This window comes from Clostridium estertheticum (genome assembly GCF_018861295.1).
GTDB classification, from domain to species: Bacteria; Bacillota; Clostridia; order Clostridiales; family Clostridiaceae; genus Clostridium_AD; species Clostridium_AD estertheticum_D.
Genome location: NZ_JAHLDM010000001.1, coordinates 236,105 through 257,642, shown reverse-complemented (window position 1 = coordinate 257,642; position 21,538 = coordinate 236,105). Strand labels below are relative to the sequence as shown.

The following is a 21,538-nucleotide window of genomic DNA, read 5'->3' as shown; positions in this document are numbered from 1 at the left end:
ACAATATAAAAATGGCTTATCTTTTTACTTCATGCCTTTAAACCCTATCTGTCTAAGTGCCTCATATGCAACGATAGCTACTGTGTTTGAAAGATTAAGCGACCTAGTTGTACTGCTTATCATAGGTACTTTTATACATCTCTCGGGGTCACTACCACGAACGCTATCTGGAAGTCCTGACGACTCTCTTCCAAATACTATAAAATCTCCATCTTTATATTCTACATCTGTGTAGAAATTCGATGCCTTTGTTGTAGAAAAATAAAAAGTTGAATCCTTATATTTTACGCGTAGTTCTTCGTATGAATCGTGTAACTCTAAATCTAAATAAGGCCAATAATCTAGTCCTGCTCTTTTAAGTTGTTTCTCCTCTAAACTAAATCCTAAAGGTTTTATAAGATGAAGTTTGCAATCAGTAAGCACACATGTCCTTCCTATATTACCAGTGTTTTGTGGAATTTCCGGTTGAAATAATACTATATTTAAATTCATAATTAACCCTCCTTATTTCTCTATTGTCTCAGCTCTTTTATATGCTGCATCTGTTATTGCTTTTGGATAATGCATATATTCTAAAAGTTTTATTGCATTTCTTGTTTGTGAAACTCCCTTTTTAATCTTATAATCAAAGCTTAAACCCTTGTGGTTATCAACCTTTTCACTAAAGTAGTAAAACTCATAATTTTCTTTTAAAATATCAACTAATTCTCTATCATGTGTAGCTACAATTGAAATACTTTTTCCATTGTTTATATATGTTAATATAGCTGCTGACATAGAAATTTTTTCAATTGGGTTTGTACCCCTAAATATCTCATCAATAGGACAAAATACAGGTGCCTCTTTCTCTAGAGCTTTAATTATACGTTGTATAGATTCTACCTCCGCCATAAAGAAACTCTTTCCCTTTGTTAAATCATCATTGGGACTAATTGATGAAACTATGTTAAAGAAAGGTGCTTCATAATCTTTAGCCAATGCAAAATTAAAACTTTGTGCTAAAATTATATTTACTCCCATCATTCTTAAAAATGTAGATTTACCTGCCATATTTGTACCTGTAAGCACAATTCCTCCCTTTTTTATGTTAATTGAGTTAGGAACAGCATTCTCTATAAGAGGATGTACCCCATCCTTTATATTCAAACTGATAGTCTTTGTAAACTTAGGTTTTACACACTGCTCCTTCAGATTATGTTCGTAACCTGAAATTGAGATTAATGCTTCTAATTCCCCAACAATGTAGTAAAGATCCATCAACCTTTCTTTTTCTCTTTTTATTTTATGAGATATAGAGTAATAGGTTGTTTCCTCTAAAAGAAAAATAACAGAAATGAATTCAAAAACACCTCCCCACATATTTATAATTCCTATTGTTTTTGTACTCAAATCTATGTCTTTCATACCTTTAAGAAGCGTTTTTATCTTATCTTTGTAATAAACAATTTCTTTATCATTTATACTTGCTATTTTTTTAGCTGCCTTAATATTCTTTTGCAAATAGAATATACCATTAGACTTAATTGCCCTTACTTCTGTAGAATTTATAATCATATTAATTGAACCTATAGCAAATAATGCTATCATATATTTAGGACTTGCAAATATTGCAAGTAAAATCGCTATTACTGGTATTACTTTGCCTAGAATGCTGTACACATAATATTTAGTTTTATTTATGATAAGGTCAGTTTCAATCATATCTAAAAAACTATTTTTAGTATCACTATTTAATTCAAAAAAAATACACTGAAGAGTTTCCCGAAGCTTCGTATTTTCTTTAATAGACTGAATCAATTTCCCTCTTTCTTTTAGCTTATCTTCCTTCATTAATGGATTTCTAAGCATTGAGTATAAAGACGCTTCTCCAGGACTGCTATATGATCTGTCCAGCTTTTCATACACCTTATTCATATCTAAATCATCCCAGGTCTGATCGTCTATTGTGTATTCACTGCTTTCACGCATTGTAAAAAACTTCTTAACCTTCTCAATATTTCTTGTCTTATCCGCTTCTTTATTATAATCTTTTCTTATTGATCCTAAATATTTGTTAATCATAGTACAATGCTCCTTTAGATTTTTTTAATGTTCACTTTAGTTTAATCAAACTGCTATTATTTCTTAGTTCCAACTTTCTTAACTTCATTTATAACGTGGAACGTATCTTTATTTATAATTTCAGTATTAACTAACTTTCCATTTTCATAAGTTTTTCTAGTCACTTTAACCTTAAAACCTGCATAACCTGTCTTTACAATCTCACTTTGACCCTGATACATCGTTGGGTCTTTTATAGTTTCTGTTTTAGGGTCCGTAGGTTCCGATACCTCATTTACTATTTCATAAGTTCTTTTAGTTAATGTAGAGTTAGAATATATATTGAAATGTATGTTTCCATTTGACAAAAGGCCTTCAATATATATTGGATACTCGAATGTATTTTTAAACTTATAATCAAGATTTCCATAATCAACTGTAGCATCTTGTCCCTTCGGAATATAACCCGATGATATTGTATGATGAATTCTTTCTACAGAAACAATTGAAGTTGAGAGCATTGCATTATACAAAGTAGATGAGACTTGACATATACCTCCGCCTAACCCCTGTTCCAATTTATCACCAATGATTACGCCTGCTGCCTTATACCCTCTTAAAGCAGTTCTCTCTCCTACAACATCATTAAAACTAAAAACATCTCCCGGCATAAGTAGTTTCCCATTTATACTCCCAGTTGCTAATGATATATTTGTCGCTCTATCTTCTGATGAGCTGCCAAAGTTAGTAGTATACCTTGATATCCTTGTATTTACTGTCTTTAATGCAGCCTCTGAAATTTTAGGTTTTATGTCCTTAACCGCAGCCTTTATATAATCATCATCCTTGGATACGCCAATATCAATTTTGCTTTTAATATCGTTTTTTAATTTCTCTACTTCTAACTGCTTTCCAATGACATCATTTGTAACAACAAATTCTCCACCGCTCTCCTTAGTTATAGTTGCATTCTTTGCCTTTTTATCTATCTCTTTAGCTATTCCCTTTAATATTTTGTCAACAGCCTTATCATTATATTCAAAGGTTAGTTTTATTTGTTTACTCACAGGATGTGTTATGGCTTTGTATTTTTGAAACATATTCCTATCTTTCCCATAAGTTAATGCTTGCTCTACTGCTTGGTCAACATTGTACTTTGCCTCTACCATTTTATAGTCAACTATATATTTTTTTTCATCAGTTACTATAGTAATTTTTTTCTTCATAACCTTACTAGCATATTTGTCATTAATTATCGTTTGTGCTTCTTTCCTATTTTTACCTGTTAAATCTTCATTTTCAATTTTAACTCCAGGTAAAATCAAAGAATCCCAATATTTCACTCTAATATAAGAGTAGCCACTAAATGTAAATGTACTAAATAAGATTAAAACTCCTATTATTATAATTGCCTTTTTTTTCATCTATAATCTCCTTTTATACTCATAAATAGTATACTACAAAGAAGTCGATATTCCTATATGCTACTAACATCATGAAACCTAAGTTTGACTTTTTTCTTTTTCTTATTTATCGACTTTAAATCTATAATATTGTATTAATTCATCATCTTCTATGGTAAAATTATACTTATGTTAATCTTATTTTGAAGGAGTGATAATTTGAATTATAATGAAGATAAAATTAAATATTATTTAAAGAATATCCTTTCAATTTCTAGTCCCTCAGGCTTTACAGAGAAAATTATGAAGTACATAAAAAAAGAGCTAGACATTTTAAAGGTGCCATATTTTGTTACTAATAAAGGTGCAGTTATAGCAACACTAAAAGGTGAAAATAACGACTTTCAAAGAACACTTTCTGCACATGTTGATACACTTGGAGCAATGGTTAAAAAAATTAATCCAAGCGGTTCACTATCACTAGACCCTATCGGTGGATATATGATGAATTCAATAGAAGGTGAAAATTGCACTATAGAAACTATTGATGGCAAATCCTTCACAGGCACTATTCAAAGCATAAAGCCTTCAGTCCATATTAGTGGAGATGACGCTCGGGGACTTAAGAGAACCCCTGAGAATATGGAAATAATTCTTGATGAAAAAATATCTACAAAAAAAGAAGTGGAAGATTTAGGTTTAAGTGTTGGTGACTTTATTTGTTTTGATGCAAGAACCATTTTTACTGAAAAAGGATTTGTTAAATCTAGGCATCTAGATGATAAAGCTAGCGTTGCAATACTACTTTATGCTATCAAATATATAATAGATAACGGCATAAAACTTCCATATACAACAAATATATTTATTAGCAATTATGAAGAAGTTGGACATGGAGCCTCTGCATCCATACCAGAAAAAACTAAAGAATTTGTGTCTATAGATATGGGTTGCCCAGGCCTTGATCAAAATTCTTCTGAATACAGTGTATGTATTTGTGCTAAAGATTCATCAGGACCCTATGATCTAGAACTTAGAAAGAAATTAACGCAAATATGCAAAAAAGAAAAAATAGATTACAAGATTGATGTTTATCCACACTATGGTTCTGATGCCTCTGCAGCTTTAAGAGCTGGATGGGACATAAAAGCAGCTTTAATTGGGGCTGGGATTTTTGCTTCACATGGCTATGAAAGAACTCATATGGATTCAATATTAAACACGCTAAATTTAATAATAAAATACTGTATTCAAGAATAAAGTATTTTTAAAAGGCTAGACAATTACAATTGTCTAGCCTTCTAAAATTACTTTATTTTATCTAACTTAAAATTAGTCACGACCCTATCCCCTGTTTCATTATCCACTTTAATAACGTGCACTTCTTTATTATCTAAACTCCAAATACTTTCACAATAACTGTATTGACTAGTTGCATCTAATCCACTAGTATCCTCTACATTTCGTATAGCTCCTGACCAAGACTCAGTGCTGCTATCTGCAATTGATCCGTTATCTGTTATGCCATAAGATTTATCTGCTAATATGTTATAAACGCATAAAGTAGAAATTGTTTTTTCGGTAGATGCTACCTTTGCAAAGCTCGTCATTCTTGAAAAAGTAGCCATTTTTGCAAAACCTGCTGTTTTTACAGTACTTATATCCGGGCTTTGGGTTTCTATTCCTTCTTTTACATAACTAATTAGATTGTCATCATTAGAAAAAGCAGGATACTTACCATTAGCAACATAACTACTAGTATTGTCTTTTAAATTTTGAATGAATATTTGACCTTTAGACTCATACAGTAATTTTTTACCATTTTTAGACACCATAGGATTTTTACCATCCGCAATCTTAGTAGATACCTTTCCATTTTCACTAGATAAATAGATAGCACCATTTTCTAGAGCTACTTTATTTGCTTTGTAATAAATTATTTGGCCACTAGGTGTAAAATTGGGCTTATTAACTATTTGAGTCTTATCGCTATATGCTATTAACATCTTCTCGTTTGAAGATTTTAAATCTTTTATATATATGCCGTCATCTTTAACACTAGCTAATTTCGTTGCGTCGATAGAATACCTTGGATCATATGTTGTTAATGCAACTAGAGGTACACTTGGCGAATCTGTCGTTGGTTTTGTAACTGTTGCTGGGATAACTATTTCCGGTATAACAGGTTTAACTTCAGTCCCTTGATCTTGGTTTATTTTGGGATCACTATTATCATGATTTACATCTCCCGTGATAGCGTTATTAGAAATAACATTCTCTGCCAAAAGATTATTTATAGCCTTCTTAACGTTATTACCACTTAGGACATCACTCACGCTACCTGTGTTTCCTTTTATTACTGCTAATTGTTTATTTTTATAATTATTATTTATCATATCATCTAAGATCTTTAATCCAGATGCTTGCTTACTACTATCCTCAAGTGATCCTTTTGGACTTATAGCTGGAATAGCTGAATTAGTCATTCCTTTGGACCTTGTAAATATATTTTTATTTTGAATATCAATAGCCTTAAATATTGATCCACTAACAAATACGCAAATTACAAAACCCGAAGCTATTTTAAAATATCTATTTTTCATAAAGTTACTTTTATGTTTAGGCTGCTTTGTAATGTTGTTATATTTATCTGCAAACATTATTTTGTTTTTTAAATCTGATTTAAATTCCTCATCAATAACAATCTTTGCTGCATCATTACACAATGATTTCTCAATATTATTTTCATTTATTTCCAATTACATCACCTCCTAAACTATGTTCGTAACTTTTCTTAATTTTCTTTATAGCTCTAGAAATGGTTGATTTAACAGTACTTTCTGTTATATCTACCGCTTCTGCAATTTCCCTGAATTTTAGACCACCATAAAACCTCAAATAAAGCATTTTTTTTGTTTCTTCTGGTAATACATCAATTATTTTCTTTACACCTTCAAATTCATCTCTAATAGCTATATTTTCATATCCAAAATCCTCGTCGCCTCTATCCAAAAAGCTTTCTATAGGAATTACTTTACTGTTTTTTCTATAAAAATCTATAATAGTATTATGGGCTATTTTAAATATCCAATTCTTACTTGCTTCTACCTCAGTAATTTTATCCTTATTCTCATATATTTTAGTAAACACAGTAGCAATTATATCTTCTGCATTCCATTTGTTTTTTACAGAAACGAAAATGTATCTATAAACGCAATTGTAGTACATGTCATACAGCTGTTCGAACTTACTTGGCATTAAGCAGTACCCCCATCATAATTTGTTTTCATATAAATACAACTGGTTTTAAAAAAACATTTCACATAATATACGTGAGACCTTATATTTAGTTGCATGCTTTACCAGTTTTTATGTAAAATATGTATGAAATATGTGTTAAATGTTTACACATACTTATTAATATTATACCATAATATTAATAATTCTATTGTATATGTCAATATAATTATATACTTCCAAATTAACTATAACTTATACTAAAATATAAAGTTTTACAACCATTTATAAAAAAGCCACTTGGTAAATTTTATTTACCAGGTAGCTCCTGTGAAATTTATCATGATGATTAAATCATCTCCTTGGGAGCTGCAGTGCTAACGACTTCAGAAGGAGATTTAGAGATCCACTTAAGTTTTCATTTTCTTACAGTATATATCCTCACTTCTAAAGTTGGAGACTTTCCTTCTGAAATGTGGTTAAGTTAGCTGCAAAATCTATGTTTACCAATTACTTTTATAAGTGTACGTGACCATATCCACTTATTCGTACTTGTCGCAGGATTGAAATAGAATACAGCACCTCCAGAAGGATCCCACCCATTTAGTGCATCTCTTGCGGCCCTTATAGAACTTTCTTCAATCTTTGCATTTATTTGTCCATCCACAATCGCCGTGAATGCACCTGGTTGATAAATCACTCCTGCTATTGTAGAGGGAAATCTTGCATCTCTTGTTCTATTTAAAATTGTTGCTCCAACAGCCACCTGACCCTCGTATGGTTCTCCTCTAGCCTCGCCATTTATAAGTTTAGCTACTAAATCCACATCCTTATTATTCGTTACATTTTTGTTAGAAGGTGATCCAGAGGCCTGCGTACTAGACGGAAGACCTATAGCTGCGAGTGTCGAATTTCCTGCCATTCCGTCTACTTTTAATCCATTGCTTTTTTGAAAAGACTTAACGGAAAGATATGTATTGTAGCCATATATTCCATCAACACCTTCCTTATAATATCCCCACTTTTTTAATTTAGTTTGAATTTGTTTAACTTGTTCACCACGCGCGCCATATTTATAAACCTGTGCTATAGCTTGCTTACTATAAATATTAAAATAAACTTCCCTTGAAAAATATGCTATTAAGATAATCATAACTACAGCGCTACATCTTTTGAGTAAATGTTTTTTAAGCTTCAAACCTATTCCTCCTTAAATAACAATATATAAATGTCATTAATGGTATTAGTTTGTGCTTAATTCCAAAAAAAATACACTGTGCTAATATAAGCCACAGTGTATTTTTTTATATAATTTTTTTAAGTTTTCTTTTCCATCTTGGAGACAATAGTTCTTCAATAATATCATTCATAATTACTATTCCACATAACTCTTCATCAATGTCCACTACTGGTAAAGAAATCAAATCATATTTAAGTGCCAGTTCAACAGCTTCCTCGATATCTTGACTATCTTTTATTCTAATAACTTTATCATCCATGATATCTTTAAGTTTCCTCGCAGGAGCTGAAAGAACTAAATTTCTTAAAGAAATGACTCCTTGAAGTTTTTTGTCTTCATCTACGATATATATATAATGTATTACCTCATCTTCAGGCTGAAGTTCCCTTAAAATTTCAATAGTTGCACTAGCCGTAATATTTACATTAAAAGATATAAAATCTTTATTCATTATGCTACCAACAACTTCCTCTTCATAATTCATAAGATTTCTAATTTCTTCTTCATCATCTTTATTAAAATTTAAGAGGATTTTTTCTGCATCGTCTTCCTTCATTTCATCTAAAATATCCGCAATCTCATCATTAGGCATTTCATTTAAGATTTCTTGTGCAAGCAGATTATTAATAGTACTTAAAATATCTGCTTGAACCTCTGGCTGCAATTCTTCTAGAGTATGTGCTGCCAAATCCTTGTCTAGACTTTCAAAAATTTTATTTCTAGCGGATGTATCGAGTCCCTCTAAAATATCTGCAAGATCTGCTGGATGAAGTTTAGTAAGTTTTGAATATGGCTGTGTTAGCTTTAAGCTGTGATCTACCATCTCGAGTGATTGAACACTTTCCCAAGTTATACTATTATCTTGAGGTTTTCTGCCTAAAATATTATAAAAAATCTTTATTATGCCATCTAATTTATATTTTCTAGCCGCTGCAATAATACCCGATTCTACAGCTATAACTCTTATTTCTCCACCAACTTTCGTCATGGTTAAATCATTAACTTTAACTACTTTTTTTCCATTAACATCTACTATTTGTTTGTTTAATAAATGCTTAGATAAAAGATAAGAAAATTTTCTAGGAATTATCTCTTTAACCCCTCTTACCTGTACGGTTATTTTTTTGTCTTCTTTTCCTACTTCAATATTTCTAAATTCATAATTAAAAATTTCACTTTCCTTTTTAATTTTATATCCTATAACTCTTGGATATCCTTGTTCAGTAGTAACATAAATATCAAAAAGCTTCCCAATATTATCCTCAAACTCATCATACACATTTTTATTTAAGATTGAACTTAAAAAAAACTCAGAAATTATTTCCATAGATATCCCTCCTCTTATGCAGAGAAACATCAAAATGGGGTTTTAACTCATTGACTTATATTCCTACCTTATCTATGTCAACTTATACTTTAAGAAATTCTCTGCATAATAATATTAAATTTTAAAATTAATTTTGACCTTCTACTTCGAGGGCCATTTTCCATTTTTTTTCACCACCTATAATTTTATTCTTCTATATTAGTAGATTATATTATTTTTTCTTAATTGTAAAAAATATTCTCACTATACAAGTATATTATATATACTTCAAAATGCAACTAAAAAAGTGAAATTCAATTATATTTATAAACTTTTCTAGTTCATATTTTTCTATAGATATGTTAATATTATTATATATCGTAAACACACAAAAACTAACTTTAGTTTAATTAATAATAATTAAATTAACTAAAGATTCGACTAATCTCTCAGGAGGATTATATGATAGTAAATAAACAATTTTTACCCATTTGCATGGATGATTTAAAAGAAAGAAATATATCTCAATTAGATTTTATAATAATTACAGGGGATGCATATATTGATCACCCATCCTTTGGAACTGCCATAATAGGAAGAACCCTAGAACATGAAGGCTTCAACGTAGGTATCATAGCACAGCCTAATTGGGAAAACGTAGATGATTTTAGGAAACTAGGGAAACCTAAGTTTGCATTCATTATAAATTCCGGCAATATAGATTCTATGGTTAATCACTATACAGCCGCAAAGAAAAAGAGACATGATGATCTTTATTCTCCAGGTGGTGAATCAGGTCACAGACCCGATAGAGCCGTAATTGTTTACTGTAATCGCGCCCGCGAAGCTTTTAAAAATGTTCCAATTGTAATTGGTGGTATAGAAGCAAGTCTTAGGCGATTTGCTCACTATGATTATTGGTCCAATAAAGTAAGGCGAAGTTTATTAATTGATGCTAAAGCCGACTTGCTACTTTATGGCATGGGCGAAAAAACCATAGTTGAAATGGCTAATCTTTTTAAATATGGTATGAGTATAGAAAAAATGACTTCTATTAGAGGCAGCGTATATGCTACAAAAGATATTAGTGACCTTAAGGATTATGTTGAAGTTTCTTCTTTTGAAACTGTCTCTACTGATAAACTTGCTTATGCCGAGAGTTACAAATTACAATCATTAGAACAAGACGATATAAGAGGAAAGACTATTGTACAAAAGCATAATGACAGATATGTAGTTCAAAATGCTCCTCAGATATCTTTAACCCAAGCTGAAATGGATATAACTTATGGTTTACCATACACCAGAACCTACCATCCTATATATGAAGCTAAAGGTGGTATTCCCGCAATAAAAGAAGTTGAATTTTCTATAACAAGCCATAGGGGATGTTTTGGTAGTTGTTCATTTTGTGCATTAACATTTCATCAAGGTCGAGTTATACAAAATAGAAGTCAGAAATCTATAATAGACGAAGCTACTGTTTTAACTACCTTAAAGAATTTCAAAGGATACATTCATGATATTGGTGGTCCTACTGCAAATTTTAGACACAGAGCTTGCAAGATTCAAGAAAAAGTAGGTGTATGTCGTGATAAACAATGCATGTTCCCAACTCCATGCAAGAATCTTATTATTGACCACACTGAATACTTAGATTTATTAAGAAAAGTTAGAGTAATTCCGAACATTAAAAAAGTTTTTATTCGTTCTGGAATAAGATACGATTATTTAATATATGATAAAAACACTAAATTTTTCGAAGAGTTATGTGAACATCATATTAGCGGACAATTAAAAGTAGCCCCTGAACACATTAGTGACAAAGTACTAGACCAAATGGGAAAATCAAAACAAGAAGTGTTTGATAGGTTTGTCAAAAAATATAACGAAACTAATAAAGAACTAGATAAAGATCAATTTTTGGTTCCATACTTTATGTCAAGCCACCCAGGATGTGACCTCACAGAATCAATTAAATTATCAGAATATATAAACGAAATGGGTTACACTCCAGAACAGGTTCAAGACTTTTACCCAACACCTGGCAGTTTATCTACTACTATATTTTATACTGGGGTAAATCCTTTCAGTGGCGCAAAGGTTTATGTTCCAACCGAACAAAAAGAAAAAAACATGCAAAGAGCTCTTATGCAATTTAAGAATCCAGAAAACTACAGCATTGTAAGAGAGGCACTAGTAAAAGCTCATAGAGAAGATTTGATTGGTTCTGATAAAAAATCATTAATACCATCAAGACCTACCAAAGCAAATAGTCATCCAAAGTATCAAGGGAAGAAACATTCTAAGTTTAGGACACCAAATACAGAACCTGGACATGTTTCTGAACCTGCTCCTAGAACCTTTACAAAACCTTCTTTAAAAACGGCCTCAAAACCAAATTTAAAGACTGCTCCAAAACCCTCTAAAAAACGTACATCAAACCTTAGTCCTAGAAAACGACAAGGATAAAAAACAAAAGACATATATAGCTGTAATTTTTATAGCTGTATATGTCTTTTAACTTTATTCAAAGCATAATCCATTGTTAAAATCCAAGAAATATCTCCTATCAATAAGAAATCTAAACTTGTATTTATCGAAGTTAGAAGGACTGCTATTAATGTAATAACAGCTGATATAACTATTAATACTGCGCCATGTTTATTTGAATAGCGTCTATTAAATAGATTTATACCCATAATTATAAGGATTGAATTTATTATAAGTGACGTATAATAAAAATAATTCTCTAATTGTAATTTTATAGTATATCCATAAAGATTTGATATAGAAATATTTGCACTAGAATTATATATGACAATACAATAACCTAAACACAAAATTCCGGATATTAATATAATTCTTCTTAATTTAATCGTATTTTTTCTAGCAACTATAAAAGCTGAGATGATGCCACATATTGGTATGCACAAAAAGTTTGTATATACTAAAGATTTTAACATATATAAATAATTTTGATCCTTTACAATTAAAAGTATTATTAAGGCTATGTATCTAAATGTCATTGTAATTAAAGCCACAAAACTTATTATTTTGATTTTTCTAGGAACATAATATAGACTACAAATTATACCTTCATATAATAATAAAATCATTATAAACAGCAGTAAAAAATATATTTTCATTCTTACTCTCCCTAAAATTGCTACTGTTAATATTTATTAATTAGTATATGAAATTATGCATAATTTATTGTATTTTAGATCCTATTATAGATATTCCACCCTTTTCGCAAGTAATAAGTAGAGGAAAATCTGGTCCTCTCTCCCCATCTATGTCTGTAACGATATCCTCGTGACATTCTATTTCGAGCTTACTAGTCTTAAAATAAACAATTCCCTCAACATTCTCAAGGTGCTCATTTCTTAACATTTTGATAAAAATATTTAAAATATTTTTCATGTTTCCAGCCTTTATTATTATTACATCTAAAAGTCCATCGTCCACTTTAGCCTTATATGCAAACCTCATACTTCCTGCGGTTTGTCCATTAAATACTAACATTAAGTACATATCACCATCAAATAAAACTTCATCTGAAGTGACCTTTATTTTTAATTTTCTAAAATTCGGTAATTGCTCTATTCCCTTTACATAATACGCCAATTTACCTATAGTATTTTTAAGATTCATATCCATTTTTTGAGATATATCTGTGAATAACCCTGTACTCGCTACGTTTACAAAATATTTATCATTTATCTTTCCTAAATCTATCTTTTTTGCATCACTATTTAATATCTGATAACACGCATCATACACATCATGAGGCATTCCTATATAATTTGCAAAATCATTTGCAGTACCTACGGGAAGGATTGCTATAGGTAAATCGATTTCCTTTTTTTTCATCTCATTTACTACACTATCTATTGTTCCATCGCCACCTGCTATTAAGACATATTTATAACCTTCATCTATGTCAAAAAAAGCATCTGATATAGGATATTCATTACATATTCTATATGGTACTATTGTATACTTATATTTTTGATGAATCATTATTATTTGGTCTAGATCTGATGCTATAGTGCTTTCTCCAGAATATGGGTTGTAAATAAACTTCACCTTATTCATTCCATTCTCTCCTATTTCCGCCTAATTTAACGATTTATTTATAAACATTATACCTCTTTAAAATTAAATCCACAAGATTCCATTTTCTTGTGGATGTTCACTAAATAATATTAGACTTAATTACAATTGGCTTTAAAAACAATGCGAACAAGGAATTGAAATTTCACCCAAGACGTCTGTAGTTTCCTGTTTTAAATTTGGTTCTAATGCTAAATCTCCGAGTGTTACGATCCCAATCAATTCATTATTTGAAGTAATTGGTAATCTTCTTATTTGCCTCTCACCCATAATCCTACTAGCATCATTAACATTTATATTTTCATCTCCTACTACTGGATTTGAAGTCATAATTTGTCTTATCTTTTGCACTTTGATGTCCTTACCTTCCGCTACACATCTTAAAATTATATCTCTATCAGTTATAATCCCAACTAATCCTCTACCCTGCGTATTTATAGGAATTGATCCTATATTATACTCTTTCATAATTTGGGCTGCACGTTCAACTGTATCATCTACCGATAAACTTATAACTTCTTTAGTCATTATTTCCGAAATTTTCATTTTATAATCCTCCTTATATCTCTTTATGTTAGATAACGATTATTATATTTTAACCATAATGAAAAATTTATATTAATGTTTTTTATTCTACTTGTATTTTTTTTAGAAAACATAAAACCATCTCATAGGTCATTGAAATATCATTAAAACAAAATATAAGATTTGTATATTTTATTTTTATTATAAAATAATGTATAATTAAAAATATCTTTTATACAAATTATATGCTAACCTAGTGTTAAGTTTATAATGCAATTTTATTATTTAGGGAGTGGTGTTTAGTGGAAAAATCTTTTATACCAAATATTCTTACCTTTGGAAATTTAGTTTTTGGTTTGTTATCTTTATTAATGACATTTCAAGCTAATTACAAGTTATCTGTGATTTTTATATTATTAGCTGCTCTTATGGACAGATATGATGGACAAGTAGCACGACTTTTAAAAGTATCTAGTGAACTTGGAAAAGAACTAGATTCATTAGCAGATCTAGTTTCTTTTGGAGTTGCACCTGCTGTATTAATATTTAATTTATATGATTTCATCTCGCTTGGAAATTTAGGTTATGTTTGTTTTTTAGTATACCCTGTAGCTGGTGCCTATAGACTAGCAAGATATAATAACTCTACATTTAATAATGTTTATACAGGTATTCCTATTACTTTAGCCGGAATACTAGTAGCACTTTATGCTCTAATTACTTTAAACTCGCCTCATAACTTCCCACTTACTATTATTATAATGTTTATACTCGCTTACCTTATGGTAAGTAAATTTCAAATTAAAAAAAGGTGACAAAGATTTGAATTATAATATAAAAATCATTCTATATCTCTGTTATTAACAAAGATCATACAAAAATACCTATTAGCTAAATACATTTTTTTATGCCTTTAGCCAATAGGTACCAAATTAATATTTCTAATATTTTTCTAATTCACGTAAAATGAAATAACTTAATCTTTTAACCTTAAGTCCTCATCAATTTCTGTTTCTATATACTCTATTTGAAGCTTGCTTTTCATAATTTCGGTTTTCATTTTGCAATAAGACATATAACTATAACTTGCATCATCTAACACCTTTATTGTCTCGTCTATAATATTTCCTACTTCATCCGCTCTTTTAAGTGCATCCTTAATGTCACTTTTTTTAGATAATGCAATTCCATTTAATTCATTTGCTCCGCCTATTAATAAACGATATGAATTAACTAGTTTAGTTAAAACATCTGACAGATTATTTATATCATTGTAATAATTCTGAACTACTCTTCTATGTGCCAAATAATCACCTTTTAGTTTAATTATATTATTGTATAAATTAAATTATGTTATATACTTTTTTATTTTGATAAGATTTCTTTTGCAAGTTTTAGCCCTGTAAGTGTAGTTGCAAGTCCACCCATAGCAGTCTCTCTTAATTCGCAAGGCAATTGCTTACCTACCTTATACATTGCAATTACTGTATCATCAAAAGGTATTCGACTTGTAACTCCACTCATGACAAGGTCTGCAGTAGTTAAAGCACTTACTGCCCCAGCTATATTTCGTTTAGCACAAGGTACCTCAACCAAACCTGCAACAGGGTCACATACTAGCCCTAGTATGTTTTTTATCACAATAGCTGCTGCATCCATTGCCATAGCAGGGGTTCCACCCATCATTTCAACTACCGCAGCCGCGCCCATTGCAGAAGCCGAACCACATTCAGCCTGACATCCACCTTCAGCTCCTGATAATGTAGCATTTTTAGCAATTATAATACCTATCCCAGCCGATGTAAATAGTGCATTAATTAGGTCCTCTTCAGTTTTATTTAACTTTTCACCCGCAGTAATAACTACAGCTGGAATTATCCCACAAGATCCCGCTGTAGGTGCTGCAACTATTTTACCCATAGTTGCATTTACTTCTGAGCAAGAAACAGCTCTTGCCATTGCTTTTATCATAAATTCACCTGTTAATGTGTTTTTAGCCTGTGCATACCTGTTTAGTTTAATTGCATCGCCTCCTATTAACCCACTTATTGACCTAGTTTCGTTTGTGAGCCCATATTCTGCCGCTTCTCTCATAGTATTTAAATTTTTTCTCATCCTTTCAACAATTTGGCTTCGCGAAAGCCCACTCTCATCCATTTCACACATTATAGTATATTCCCAAATTGGTATATTCTTTTCCTTACATATATTTAGAAGCTCTACTCCTTTGTTTACGAACACAATTTTTCCCCCTTGTAATATCTTTAGTTAATCATCTTACTCTTAATTGTTCTCTAATATCTCTACTTTTATTACGACTCTACCAATGGTGCAATTTCTCTTATGTTATATATATTGCCCATACCCTTAATTCTGTTTAGAACATCTTTACCCACTATAGTATCTGTTTCAAAAACCATAGTGGCGTTTAATCCTCTACTATTTCTATATACATTCATAAATGCAATATTAACATTTCCCTCATATAATATAGTACTTACTTTTGAAATCATACCTGGAATATCTTTATGCCTAACTATAATTGTTGGATAATTACCTGTAAACTCAACTGCTTCTCCATCAACACTAAATATTAAAATATTTCCTCCTCCAACAGAGGAGCCAATAATTTCGATAACTCTACCACTTTTTTTCGTTATAACAAACTTTACAGTATTGGGATGAACATCACCCAAATCTGCGAAAGCAAACTCAACGTTTAGTCCTTCCTCTTTAGCTATATTCATTGAGTCCTTAAGTCTATCATCCCAAGGATCCATCCCTAAGATCCCTGCAATTAATGCTTTGTCTGTCCCATGACCTTTATATGTTTTAGCAAAAGACCCATGAAGCACAAATTGGACTGACATTATGTTCTTACCCGCAATAATAGAAGCAACCTTAGCAAGCCTCGCCGCACCAGCTGTATGAGAACTTGATGGCCCAATCATAATTGGACCTAATATATCAAAAGCACTATAATTTTTCATTTTGTCCTCCTTTATCGTCTCTAAATATCATGCATCAAAATTTCTCCACCGTGCATTGCAAACGAACTCGAAACATGAATGTCATTAAGAAATTCTAATGTTTTGCTCATGATAAATTCTCTATCGCTCACACTCGACGTCCTGTCTCGGGTTCACTAGCCTGACTTCCTGTCAGGCTCACGATAATTTAACATTTGCAAAACAAGAATTACTAAATGGCATTTCAATTGTTTTTTCATCTCGTGTTGCAAATCACTTCAGAGAAACTTGATATTTTTTCACATTAATACATTATTCTAAGTCTAAATAATTCTCATAAAGGTGAAATCATGTAGGAGTGTGACAGATAGTATATAGTGAGTTTTACAGACTCTTAGTTTATGTAATGAAAAATTTCTGTAAGCAACCCAGGACGGGTTGCTAGCACTTCTGAGACAGGACGTCGAATAAGTGCGCTAAGACATTTTTCATGGAATAAACTTAGAATCTGTTAACGAACGCTCCACTATCAGAACAGCCTATATGATGAATCTTTATGTGATACTCAAAGTAGTTAGATTTCATCAGTATTGATAAAAACAACTTCCACCAGTGAATTCTCTTATTATTGAATTATCTGGAACCAAGTCTTTGTCTACATCTTTAAAGAAATTTAAAAAACTTCTTAATTTACTTGCTTCATAATATACTGGGCTATCTTCTCCCAATTTATTAAGCTCTTCTAATGCAAATTTCTTAAGCACACAAAGCTCATAGACTGAACTAGAGTTAAACATTACATCTGCCTGCTCTTGAAATACAAAAATATTTTTTTCTTCTCCACGTTTTATAGAAGGCCACATTTTAAGAGTATCTTCGGCGCCATATCCCCTAGATAAATAATCTCTAACTATTCTCCTAATCATTCTTACCTCTGTTGTGGAAATTCTATTGTGATCATCTACATTTAGTTGCGTTAAAGGACTTATATATATTTTAAACTTTCTCTCTTTTGGTATCGATGAGGTCAATATTTCATTTAATCCATGTATTCCTTCTACAATAACAATCCCATTTTTAGGCATTACAATTTTATTATTAACCCATTCCCTCTTTCCTGTTTTAAAATTAAAACTTGGTATTTCGATTTCCACGCCAGAAAGTAGTAATTCTAAATCCTTGTTAAAAAGTTTCAAATCCAAAGCATATATAGATTCAAAATCATAATCACCATTTTCATCTCTCGGGGTAATTTCCCTATCAAAAAAATAATCATCTAACGAAATAAATATTGGTATCAATCCATTTACAGTTAATTGAACACCTAACCTCTTTGAAAAAGTGGTTTTCCCTGAAGACGATGGTCCCGCTATAAGCACTAGTTTAGCTAATCTCCTCTTATGAATCATATCCGCAATATATGCGATTTTCTTTTCATGGAGCGCCTCAGCCACCCTGATTAAATTAACAATGTCACCATTTACCACTTCATCATTTAGTGCACCGACGCTTCCAACCCCTAGTATTTCTCCCCATTGCGCTGCTTCATAAAACACTTTAGCTAATTTTTCTTGTTTGTTAAACTTAGGAAGTCTGTCTGGGTTATCAATAGTCGGATATCTTAGTATAAAACCTGGCTCATAATACATCAAATCAAATGTTTTTAATATCCCTGTTGAATAAGCCATAGGTCCATAAAAATAATCATATCTTCCATTTAATTCATAAAGTTTTATTTCCTTTGAGTTAACATATTTTAAAAGCTTTACTTTATCTTGCATATTATACTGTGTAAATATCTCAACTGCCCTCTCTTTGGAAAACGTTATTTTTCTTATAGGAGTATCTGCTTTTATTATTTCACTCATTCTATTTTTTATGTCATATATATCATCAATATCAAGTGCTTGCGTCTTATCTATTTCTCCGAACAACCCTTTACTTAGAGAATGTTCAATAGAAATATTAGCTCTTGGAAATAATTCTGAAATTGCTTTTATCAATACAAATTGAAGAGTCCTAACGTAGGTCGTCATTCCTATTCTGCTAGCAATATCCACAGTTTCAAAATTACCCTCATTCATAATAGTTGTTCCTAGTTCATAAATTTTATTATTAATTTTACCTAGAACTACTGGTAAATCATTTTTTAAATTATTTTCTTTAATAATATCATTTAACGTAGTTCCCACTTTGGCTACTACGTTTCTACCATCCTTAAGCACTATATCGAAACTGCCCATTTGCCCATCCCCTATTTTTAGTTATTAGTACTATTATACTGTAATTTTAAAAAAATGTATCATTTACCCCTTATAATTTTCGTGATTTAACAAACCATATACATTATATAGTAAAGAGGTGATATTGTGCTTGTTTTAGTAATCAGAACTTTTTTCTTATACTTTTCAATAATATTTATTATGAGGATGATGGGTAAAAAACAAATAGGTCAGCTTGAACCCTTTGAACTAGTAATTGCTTTAATGATTTCCGATCTTGCAACCTTTCCAATGGAAGATATAAGAATACCACTTTTACATGCCATTATACCAATAATTACTTTGCTATTTCTACAAGTAGCTTCATCTTATATTGAGCTAAAAAGTGAAAAGGCTAGGAAACTGTTAACAGGTACCCCCAGCATATTAATAAGAGACGGCAAAATAGATATCAAAGAACTAAGATATCAAAGATTTAATATTAATGATTTGCTAGAAGAACTTAGATTAAAAGGATATTTTAATTTATCCGATATCCAATATGCTATTTTGGAGACTAGTGGTGCATTGTCTATATTACCAAAAACCGGTCAATCTACTGCTACAAAAGATGATTTAAATATAACTATAACTCAAGAGTCTTTACCTATACCTTTGATTATGGATGGCATCATTAATTATAAGAATTTAAAACTTTTAGAAAAAGATGAAATTTGGCTAAAAAATATATTAAAAAGAAATAAAATTTCCTATGCAAGTGATCTCTTCATAGGCCTGCTTGACTCTAAAAATAAGTTTTATTATCAACTTAAAGAAGGGAAAGTTAATAAAAAATGAAAAATGTTTTGATAGCTTTTAGCTTGTTCGTTATAATGATGGTAGGAATATTTTTATCTGTAAATATTATAAATGTCAAATGTAGCAAGTTACAAGATTTAAATTGCACTCTTGAGAGCTATATAATTAAAGAAAAGTATCAAGAAGCATACAAATTATCACTAGATTACATAGCTGAGTGGAAGAAAACTTCTAAACTTTTAACTATATATGCACACCATGAAGACTTAGATAATATAGATAGCGAGATTCTAAAATTAACTCAATATATAAAAATTAAAGATAAGTCAGAAGGATTAGCCACTGTTCATGTTATGAAATATCTTGTTGATCATATAATGTCCCATGAAAAAGTATCTATAAGCAATATTTTTTAATTTATAGATATCATTTATAGTAAAAGGGTAGAAAATACTCCATTTATAGCTTATAATTATAATGAATCATAAAAAGTCCCGCAGGGACAATAAATGTCCCTACAAAATTTGAAAGGTGGAATTAATATGGCTTTAGTTACTACTACTAAAATGTTTGAAAAGGCAATAGAAGGAAATTACGCAATTGGTGCTTTTAACATCAATAACATGGAAATAATTCAAGGAGTTATCGACGCTTGTGCGATTCACAAGTCAGCTGTTATACTTCAAGTATCAGGCGGCGCAATGAAATATGCAAGACCAACTTACCTTAGAAAAATGGTAGAGGCTGCTATAGAAGACACTGGTCTTGATATAGCTCTTCACTTAGATCACGGTTCAGATTTGGCACAATGTAAGCTTGCAATAGCTTCTGGATTTACTTCAGTAATGTATGATGGTTCTCATTTTGATTATGAAGAAAATGTAAGAACAACTAAAGAAGTAGTTGATTTTGCTCATTCTAAAGGTGTTGTAGTTGAAGCTGAGCTTGGTAAACTTGCTGGAGTTGAAGATGCTGTTAGTGTTTCAGCAGCAGATGCAACATATACTGATCCAGAACAAGCAGTAGATTATGTAACAAGAACTGGTATAGATTCTTTAGCTATAGCTATAGGAACAAGCCATGGTGCATATAAATTCAAAGGTGAACCTAAACTTGATTTTGAAAGATTAACTTTAATCACAAAAAAATTAGAAGAAGCTGGTCTTCATAATTTTCCAATAGTTCTTCATGGTGCATCTGCTGTAGATCAAGAATATGTTACTATGATCAATGAATTTGGTGGAGAAATGAAGGGTGCAAAAGGAATCCCACTAGAAATGCTTAGAAAAGCAGCTTCTATGTCTGTTTGTAAAATAAACATGGATACTGATTTAAGACTTGCAATGACTGGTTCAATAAGAAAAGTACTTACAAAAAACCTTGGCGAAATAGATCCTAGAAAATATTTAGGAGAAGCAAGAACTAACATAACTAAATTAGTTGAAGGTAAAATTACTAATGTTTTAGGATCTTCTAACTCATCTAAGTAATTTAGATCTTAATTATTAAATTCAAAAGACCCACAGTATAATATGCTGTGGGTCTTTTGGGTTTATTTTGCATTAAATTTCTTACGCCAAAAAAAAGTATATATTACGTATAATGCATTGAAGCGAGCTTTAGAACTTCTTATTATATTTTTAATTAAGATGCGTTAAGAAAAGCATATGTTTGAGCAC

Annotated in this window: 20 protein-coding genes; 6 read left to right on the top strand and 14 right to left on the bottom strand. The window is 30.8% G+C overall.

What is annotated here, in order from left to right; genetic code table 11:
- Nucleotides 1-24 precede the first annotated feature (24 nt).
- Genes KPL54_RS01050 through KPL54_RS01040 form a run of 3 tightly spaced genes read right to left on the bottom strand, consistent with a single transcriptional unit; the run spans nt 25 to nt 3,464 of the window.
- Nucleotides 25-492, bottom strand: coding sequence for a tRNA (cytidine(34)-2'-O)-methyltransferase (locus KPL54_RS01050; protein ID WP_216103834.1), 468 nt, complete (start codon nt 490-492; stop codon nt 25-27).
- Nucleotides 493-504: 12 nt separating this feature from the next.
- Nucleotides 505-2,061 (bottom strand): MutS-related protein, encoded by a 1,557-nt coding sequence (locus tag KPL54_RS01045; RefSeq protein WP_216103833.1) that lies wholly within the window; start codon nt 2,059-2,061, stop codon nt 505-507.
- A 56-nt stretch (nt 2,062-2,117) separates the two neighbouring features.
- The gene (locus tag KPL54_RS01040) at nt 2,118-3,464 is read right to left on the bottom strand and encodes a VanW family protein (RefSeq protein ID WP_216103832.1); all 1,347 of its coding nucleotides are present in this window, start codon (nt 3,462-3,464) and stop codon (nt 2,118-2,120) included.
- A 198-nt stretch (nt 3,465-3,662) separates the two neighbouring features.
- On the opposite strand from KPL54_RS01040, the gene KPL54_RS01035 reads away from it, so the two are divergent.
- Nucleotides 3,663-4,703, top strand: coding sequence for a M42 family metallopeptidase (locus KPL54_RS01035; protein WP_253203296.1), 1,041 nt, complete (start codon nt 3,663-3,665; stop codon nt 4,701-4,703).
- Between the two features lie 47 nt (nt 4,704-4,750).
- Here KPL54_RS01035 and KPL54_RS01030 read toward each other — a convergent pair whose 3' ends face one another.
- The 4 genes from KPL54_RS01030 to KPL54_RS01015 all read right to left on the bottom strand — a co-directional run bounded on the left by KPL54_RS01030 (nt 4,751) and on the right by KPL54_RS01015 (nt 9,247).
- A complete protein-coding gene (locus KPL54_RS01030; RefSeq protein ID WP_216103831.1) occupies nt 4,751-6,202 on the bottom strand; it encodes a TolB family protein in 1,452 nt (483 codons plus the stop codon).
- The gene (locus tag KPL54_RS01025; protein ID WP_216103830.1) at nt 6,189-6,701 is read right to left on the bottom strand and encodes an RNA polymerase sigma factor; all 513 of its coding nucleotides are present in this window, start codon (nt 6,699-6,701) and stop codon (nt 6,189-6,191) included. Before KPL54_RS01025 ends, KPL54_RS01030 begins: the two co-directional genes overlap by 14 nt.
- Before the next feature lie 463 nt (nt 6,702-7,164).
- The gene (gene sleB / locus KPL54_RS01020) at nt 7,165-7,833 is read right to left on the bottom strand and encodes a spore cortex-lytic enzyme (protein WP_216104308.1); all 669 of its coding nucleotides are present in this window, start codon (nt 7,831-7,833) and stop codon (nt 7,165-7,167) included.
- Nucleotides 7,834-7,984: 151 nt separating this feature from the next.
- A complete protein-coding gene (locus KPL54_RS01015) occupies nt 7,985-9,247 on the bottom strand; it encodes a magnesium transporter (RefSeq protein ID WP_216103829.1) in 1,263 nt (420 codons plus the stop codon).
- 444 nt (nt 9,248-9,691) lie between these two features.
- Between KPL54_RS01015 and KPL54_RS01010 the strand changes: the two genes are divergently transcribed.
- Entirely contained in the window at nt 9,692-11,698 is a 2,007-nt protein-coding gene (locus KPL54_RS01010; RefSeq protein WP_216104306.1) for a YgiQ family radical SAM protein, read from the top strand.
- Nucleotides 11,699-11,727: 29 nt separating this feature from the next.
- On the opposite strand, the gene KPL54_RS01005 is transcribed toward KPL54_RS01010, so the two are convergent.
- From KPL54_RS01005 to KPL54_RS00995, 3 genes are all read right to left on the bottom strand, one after another.
- Entirely contained in the window at nt 11,728-12,375 is a 648-nt protein-coding gene (locus KPL54_RS01005) for a hypothetical protein (RefSeq protein WP_216103828.1), read from the bottom strand.
- Nucleotides 12,376-12,439: 64 nt separating this feature from the next.
- Nucleotides 12,440-13,327, bottom strand: coding sequence for a YegS/Rv2252/BmrU family lipid kinase (locus KPL54_RS01000; protein ID WP_216103827.1), 888 nt, complete (start codon nt 13,325-13,327; stop codon nt 12,440-12,442).
- A 132-nt stretch (nt 13,328-13,459) separates the two neighbouring features.
- Nucleotides 13,460-13,891, bottom strand: coding sequence for a CBS domain-containing protein (locus KPL54_RS00995; protein ID WP_216103826.1), 432 nt, complete (start codon nt 13,889-13,891; stop codon nt 13,460-13,462).
- Nucleotides 13,892-14,172: 281 nt separating this feature from the next.
- Between KPL54_RS00995 and pssA the strand changes: the two genes are divergently transcribed.
- A complete protein-coding gene (pssA, locus tag KPL54_RS00990) occupies nt 14,173-14,685 on the top strand; it encodes a CDP-diacylglycerol--serine O-phosphatidyltransferase (RefSeq protein WP_216103825.1) in 513 nt (170 codons plus the stop codon).
- Nucleotides 14,686-14,846: 161 nt separating this feature from the next.
- Here the strand turns inward: pssA and KPL54_RS00985 are convergent, their stop codons facing one another.
- The 4 genes from KPL54_RS00985 to KPL54_RS00970 all read right to left on the bottom strand — a co-directional run bounded on the left by KPL54_RS00985 (nt 14,847) and on the right by KPL54_RS00970 (nt 19,082).
- Complete coding sequence (locus KPL54_RS00985) at nt 14,847-15,176, bottom strand: hypothetical protein (RefSeq protein WP_216103824.1); 330 nt, start codon at nt 15,174-15,176, stop codon at nt 14,847-14,849.
- 59 nt (nt 15,177-15,235) lie between these two features.
- Nucleotides 15,236-16,111 carry an L-serine ammonia-lyase, iron-sulfur-dependent, subunit alpha gene (gene sdaAA / locus KPL54_RS00980; protein WP_216103823.1) on the bottom strand — a complete coding sequence of 292 codons (876 nt, stop codon included), beginning with the start codon at nt 16,109-16,111 and terminating at the stop codon, nt 15,236-15,238.
- 71 nt (nt 16,112-16,182) lie between these two features.
- Nucleotides 16,183-16,860, bottom strand: a complete 678-nt coding sequence (sdaAB, locus tag KPL54_RS00975; RefSeq protein WP_216103822.1) for an L-serine ammonia-lyase, iron-sulfur-dependent subunit beta — start codon at nt 16,858-16,860, stop codon at nt 16,183-16,185.
- Nucleotides 16,861-17,423: 563 nt separating this feature from the next.
- On the bottom strand, nt 17,424-19,082 hold the full coding sequence (locus KPL54_RS00970) for a nucleoside kinase (protein ID WP_216103821.1): 1,659 nt from the start codon (nt 19,080-19,082) through the stop codon (nt 17,424-17,426).
- A 126-nt stretch (nt 19,083-19,208) separates the two neighbouring features.
- On the opposite strand from KPL54_RS00970, the gene KPL54_RS00965 reads away from it, so the two are divergent.
- The 3 genes from KPL54_RS00965 (at nt 19,209) to KPL54_RS00955 (ending at nt 21,349) form a co-directional block, all read left to right on the top strand.
- Nucleotides 19,209-19,898, top strand: a complete 690-nt coding sequence (locus KPL54_RS00965) for a DUF421 domain-containing protein (RefSeq protein WP_216103820.1) — start codon at nt 19,209-19,211, stop codon at nt 19,896-19,898.
- Complete coding sequence (locus tag KPL54_RS00960; protein WP_216103819.1) at nt 19,895-20,275, top strand: DUF4363 family protein; 381 nt, start codon at nt 19,895-19,897, stop codon at nt 20,273-20,275. The genes KPL54_RS00965 and KPL54_RS00960 overlap by 4 nt, the downstream gene beginning before the upstream one ends.
- A gap of 126 nt (nt 20,276-20,401) precedes the next feature.
- Nucleotides 20,402-21,349 carry a ketose-bisphosphate aldolase gene (locus KPL54_RS00955; RefSeq protein ID WP_171295626.1) on the top strand — a complete coding sequence of 316 codons (948 nt, stop codon included), beginning with the start codon at nt 20,402-20,404 and terminating at the stop codon, nt 21,347-21,349.
- Nucleotides 21,350-21,538: the final 189 nt, after the last annotated feature.

Coding starts and splice junctions, on each gene's coding strand:
- sleB (WP_216104308.1), bottom strand. CDS start 7,833: ATGATTATCTTAATAGCATATTTTTCAAGGGAAGTTTATTTTAATATT.
- KPL54_RS01040 (WP_216103832.1), bottom strand. CDS start 3,464: ATGAAAAAAAAGGCAATTATAATAATAGGAGTTTTAATCTTATTTAGT.
- KPL54_RS00955 (WP_171295626.1), top strand. CDS start 20,402: ATGGCTTTAGTTACTACTACTAAAATGTTTGAAAAGGCAATAGAAGGA.
- KPL54_RS01025 (WP_216103830.1), bottom strand. CDS start 6,701: ATGCCAAGTAAGTTCGAACAGCTGTATGACATGTACTACAATTGCGTT.
- KPL54_RS01045 (WP_216103833.1), bottom strand. CDS start 2,061: ATGATTAACAAATATTTAGGATCAATAAGAAAAGATTATAATAAAGAA.
- KPL54_RS00995 (WP_216103826.1), bottom strand. CDS start 13,891: ATGAAAATTTCGGAAATAATGACTAAAGAAGTTATAAGTTTATCGGTA.
- KPL54_RS01015 (WP_216103829.1), bottom strand. CDS start 9,247: ATGGAAATAATTTCTGAGTTTTTTTTAAGTTCAATCTTAAATAAAAAT.
- sdaAB (WP_216103822.1), bottom strand. CDS start 16,860: ATGAAAAATTATAGTGCTTTTGATATATTAGGTCCAATTATGATTGGG.
- KPL54_RS01000 (WP_216103827.1), bottom strand. CDS start 13,327: ATGAATAAGGTGAAGTTTATTTACAACCCATATTCTGGAGAAAGCACT.
- KPL54_RS00960 (WP_216103819.1), top strand. CDS start 19,895: ATGAAAAATGTTTTGATAGCTTTTAGCTTGTTCGTTATAATGATGGTA.
- KPL54_RS01050 (WP_216103834.1), bottom strand. CDS start 492: ATGAATTTAAATATAGTATTATTTCAACCGGAAATTCCACAAAACACT.
- KPL54_RS01005 (WP_216103828.1), bottom strand. CDS start 12,375: ATGAAAATATATTTTTTACTGCTGTTTATAATGATTTTATTATTATAT.
- KPL54_RS00970 (WP_216103821.1), bottom strand. CDS start 19,082: ATGGGCAGTTTCGATATAGTGCTTAAGGATGGTAGAAACGTAGTAGCC.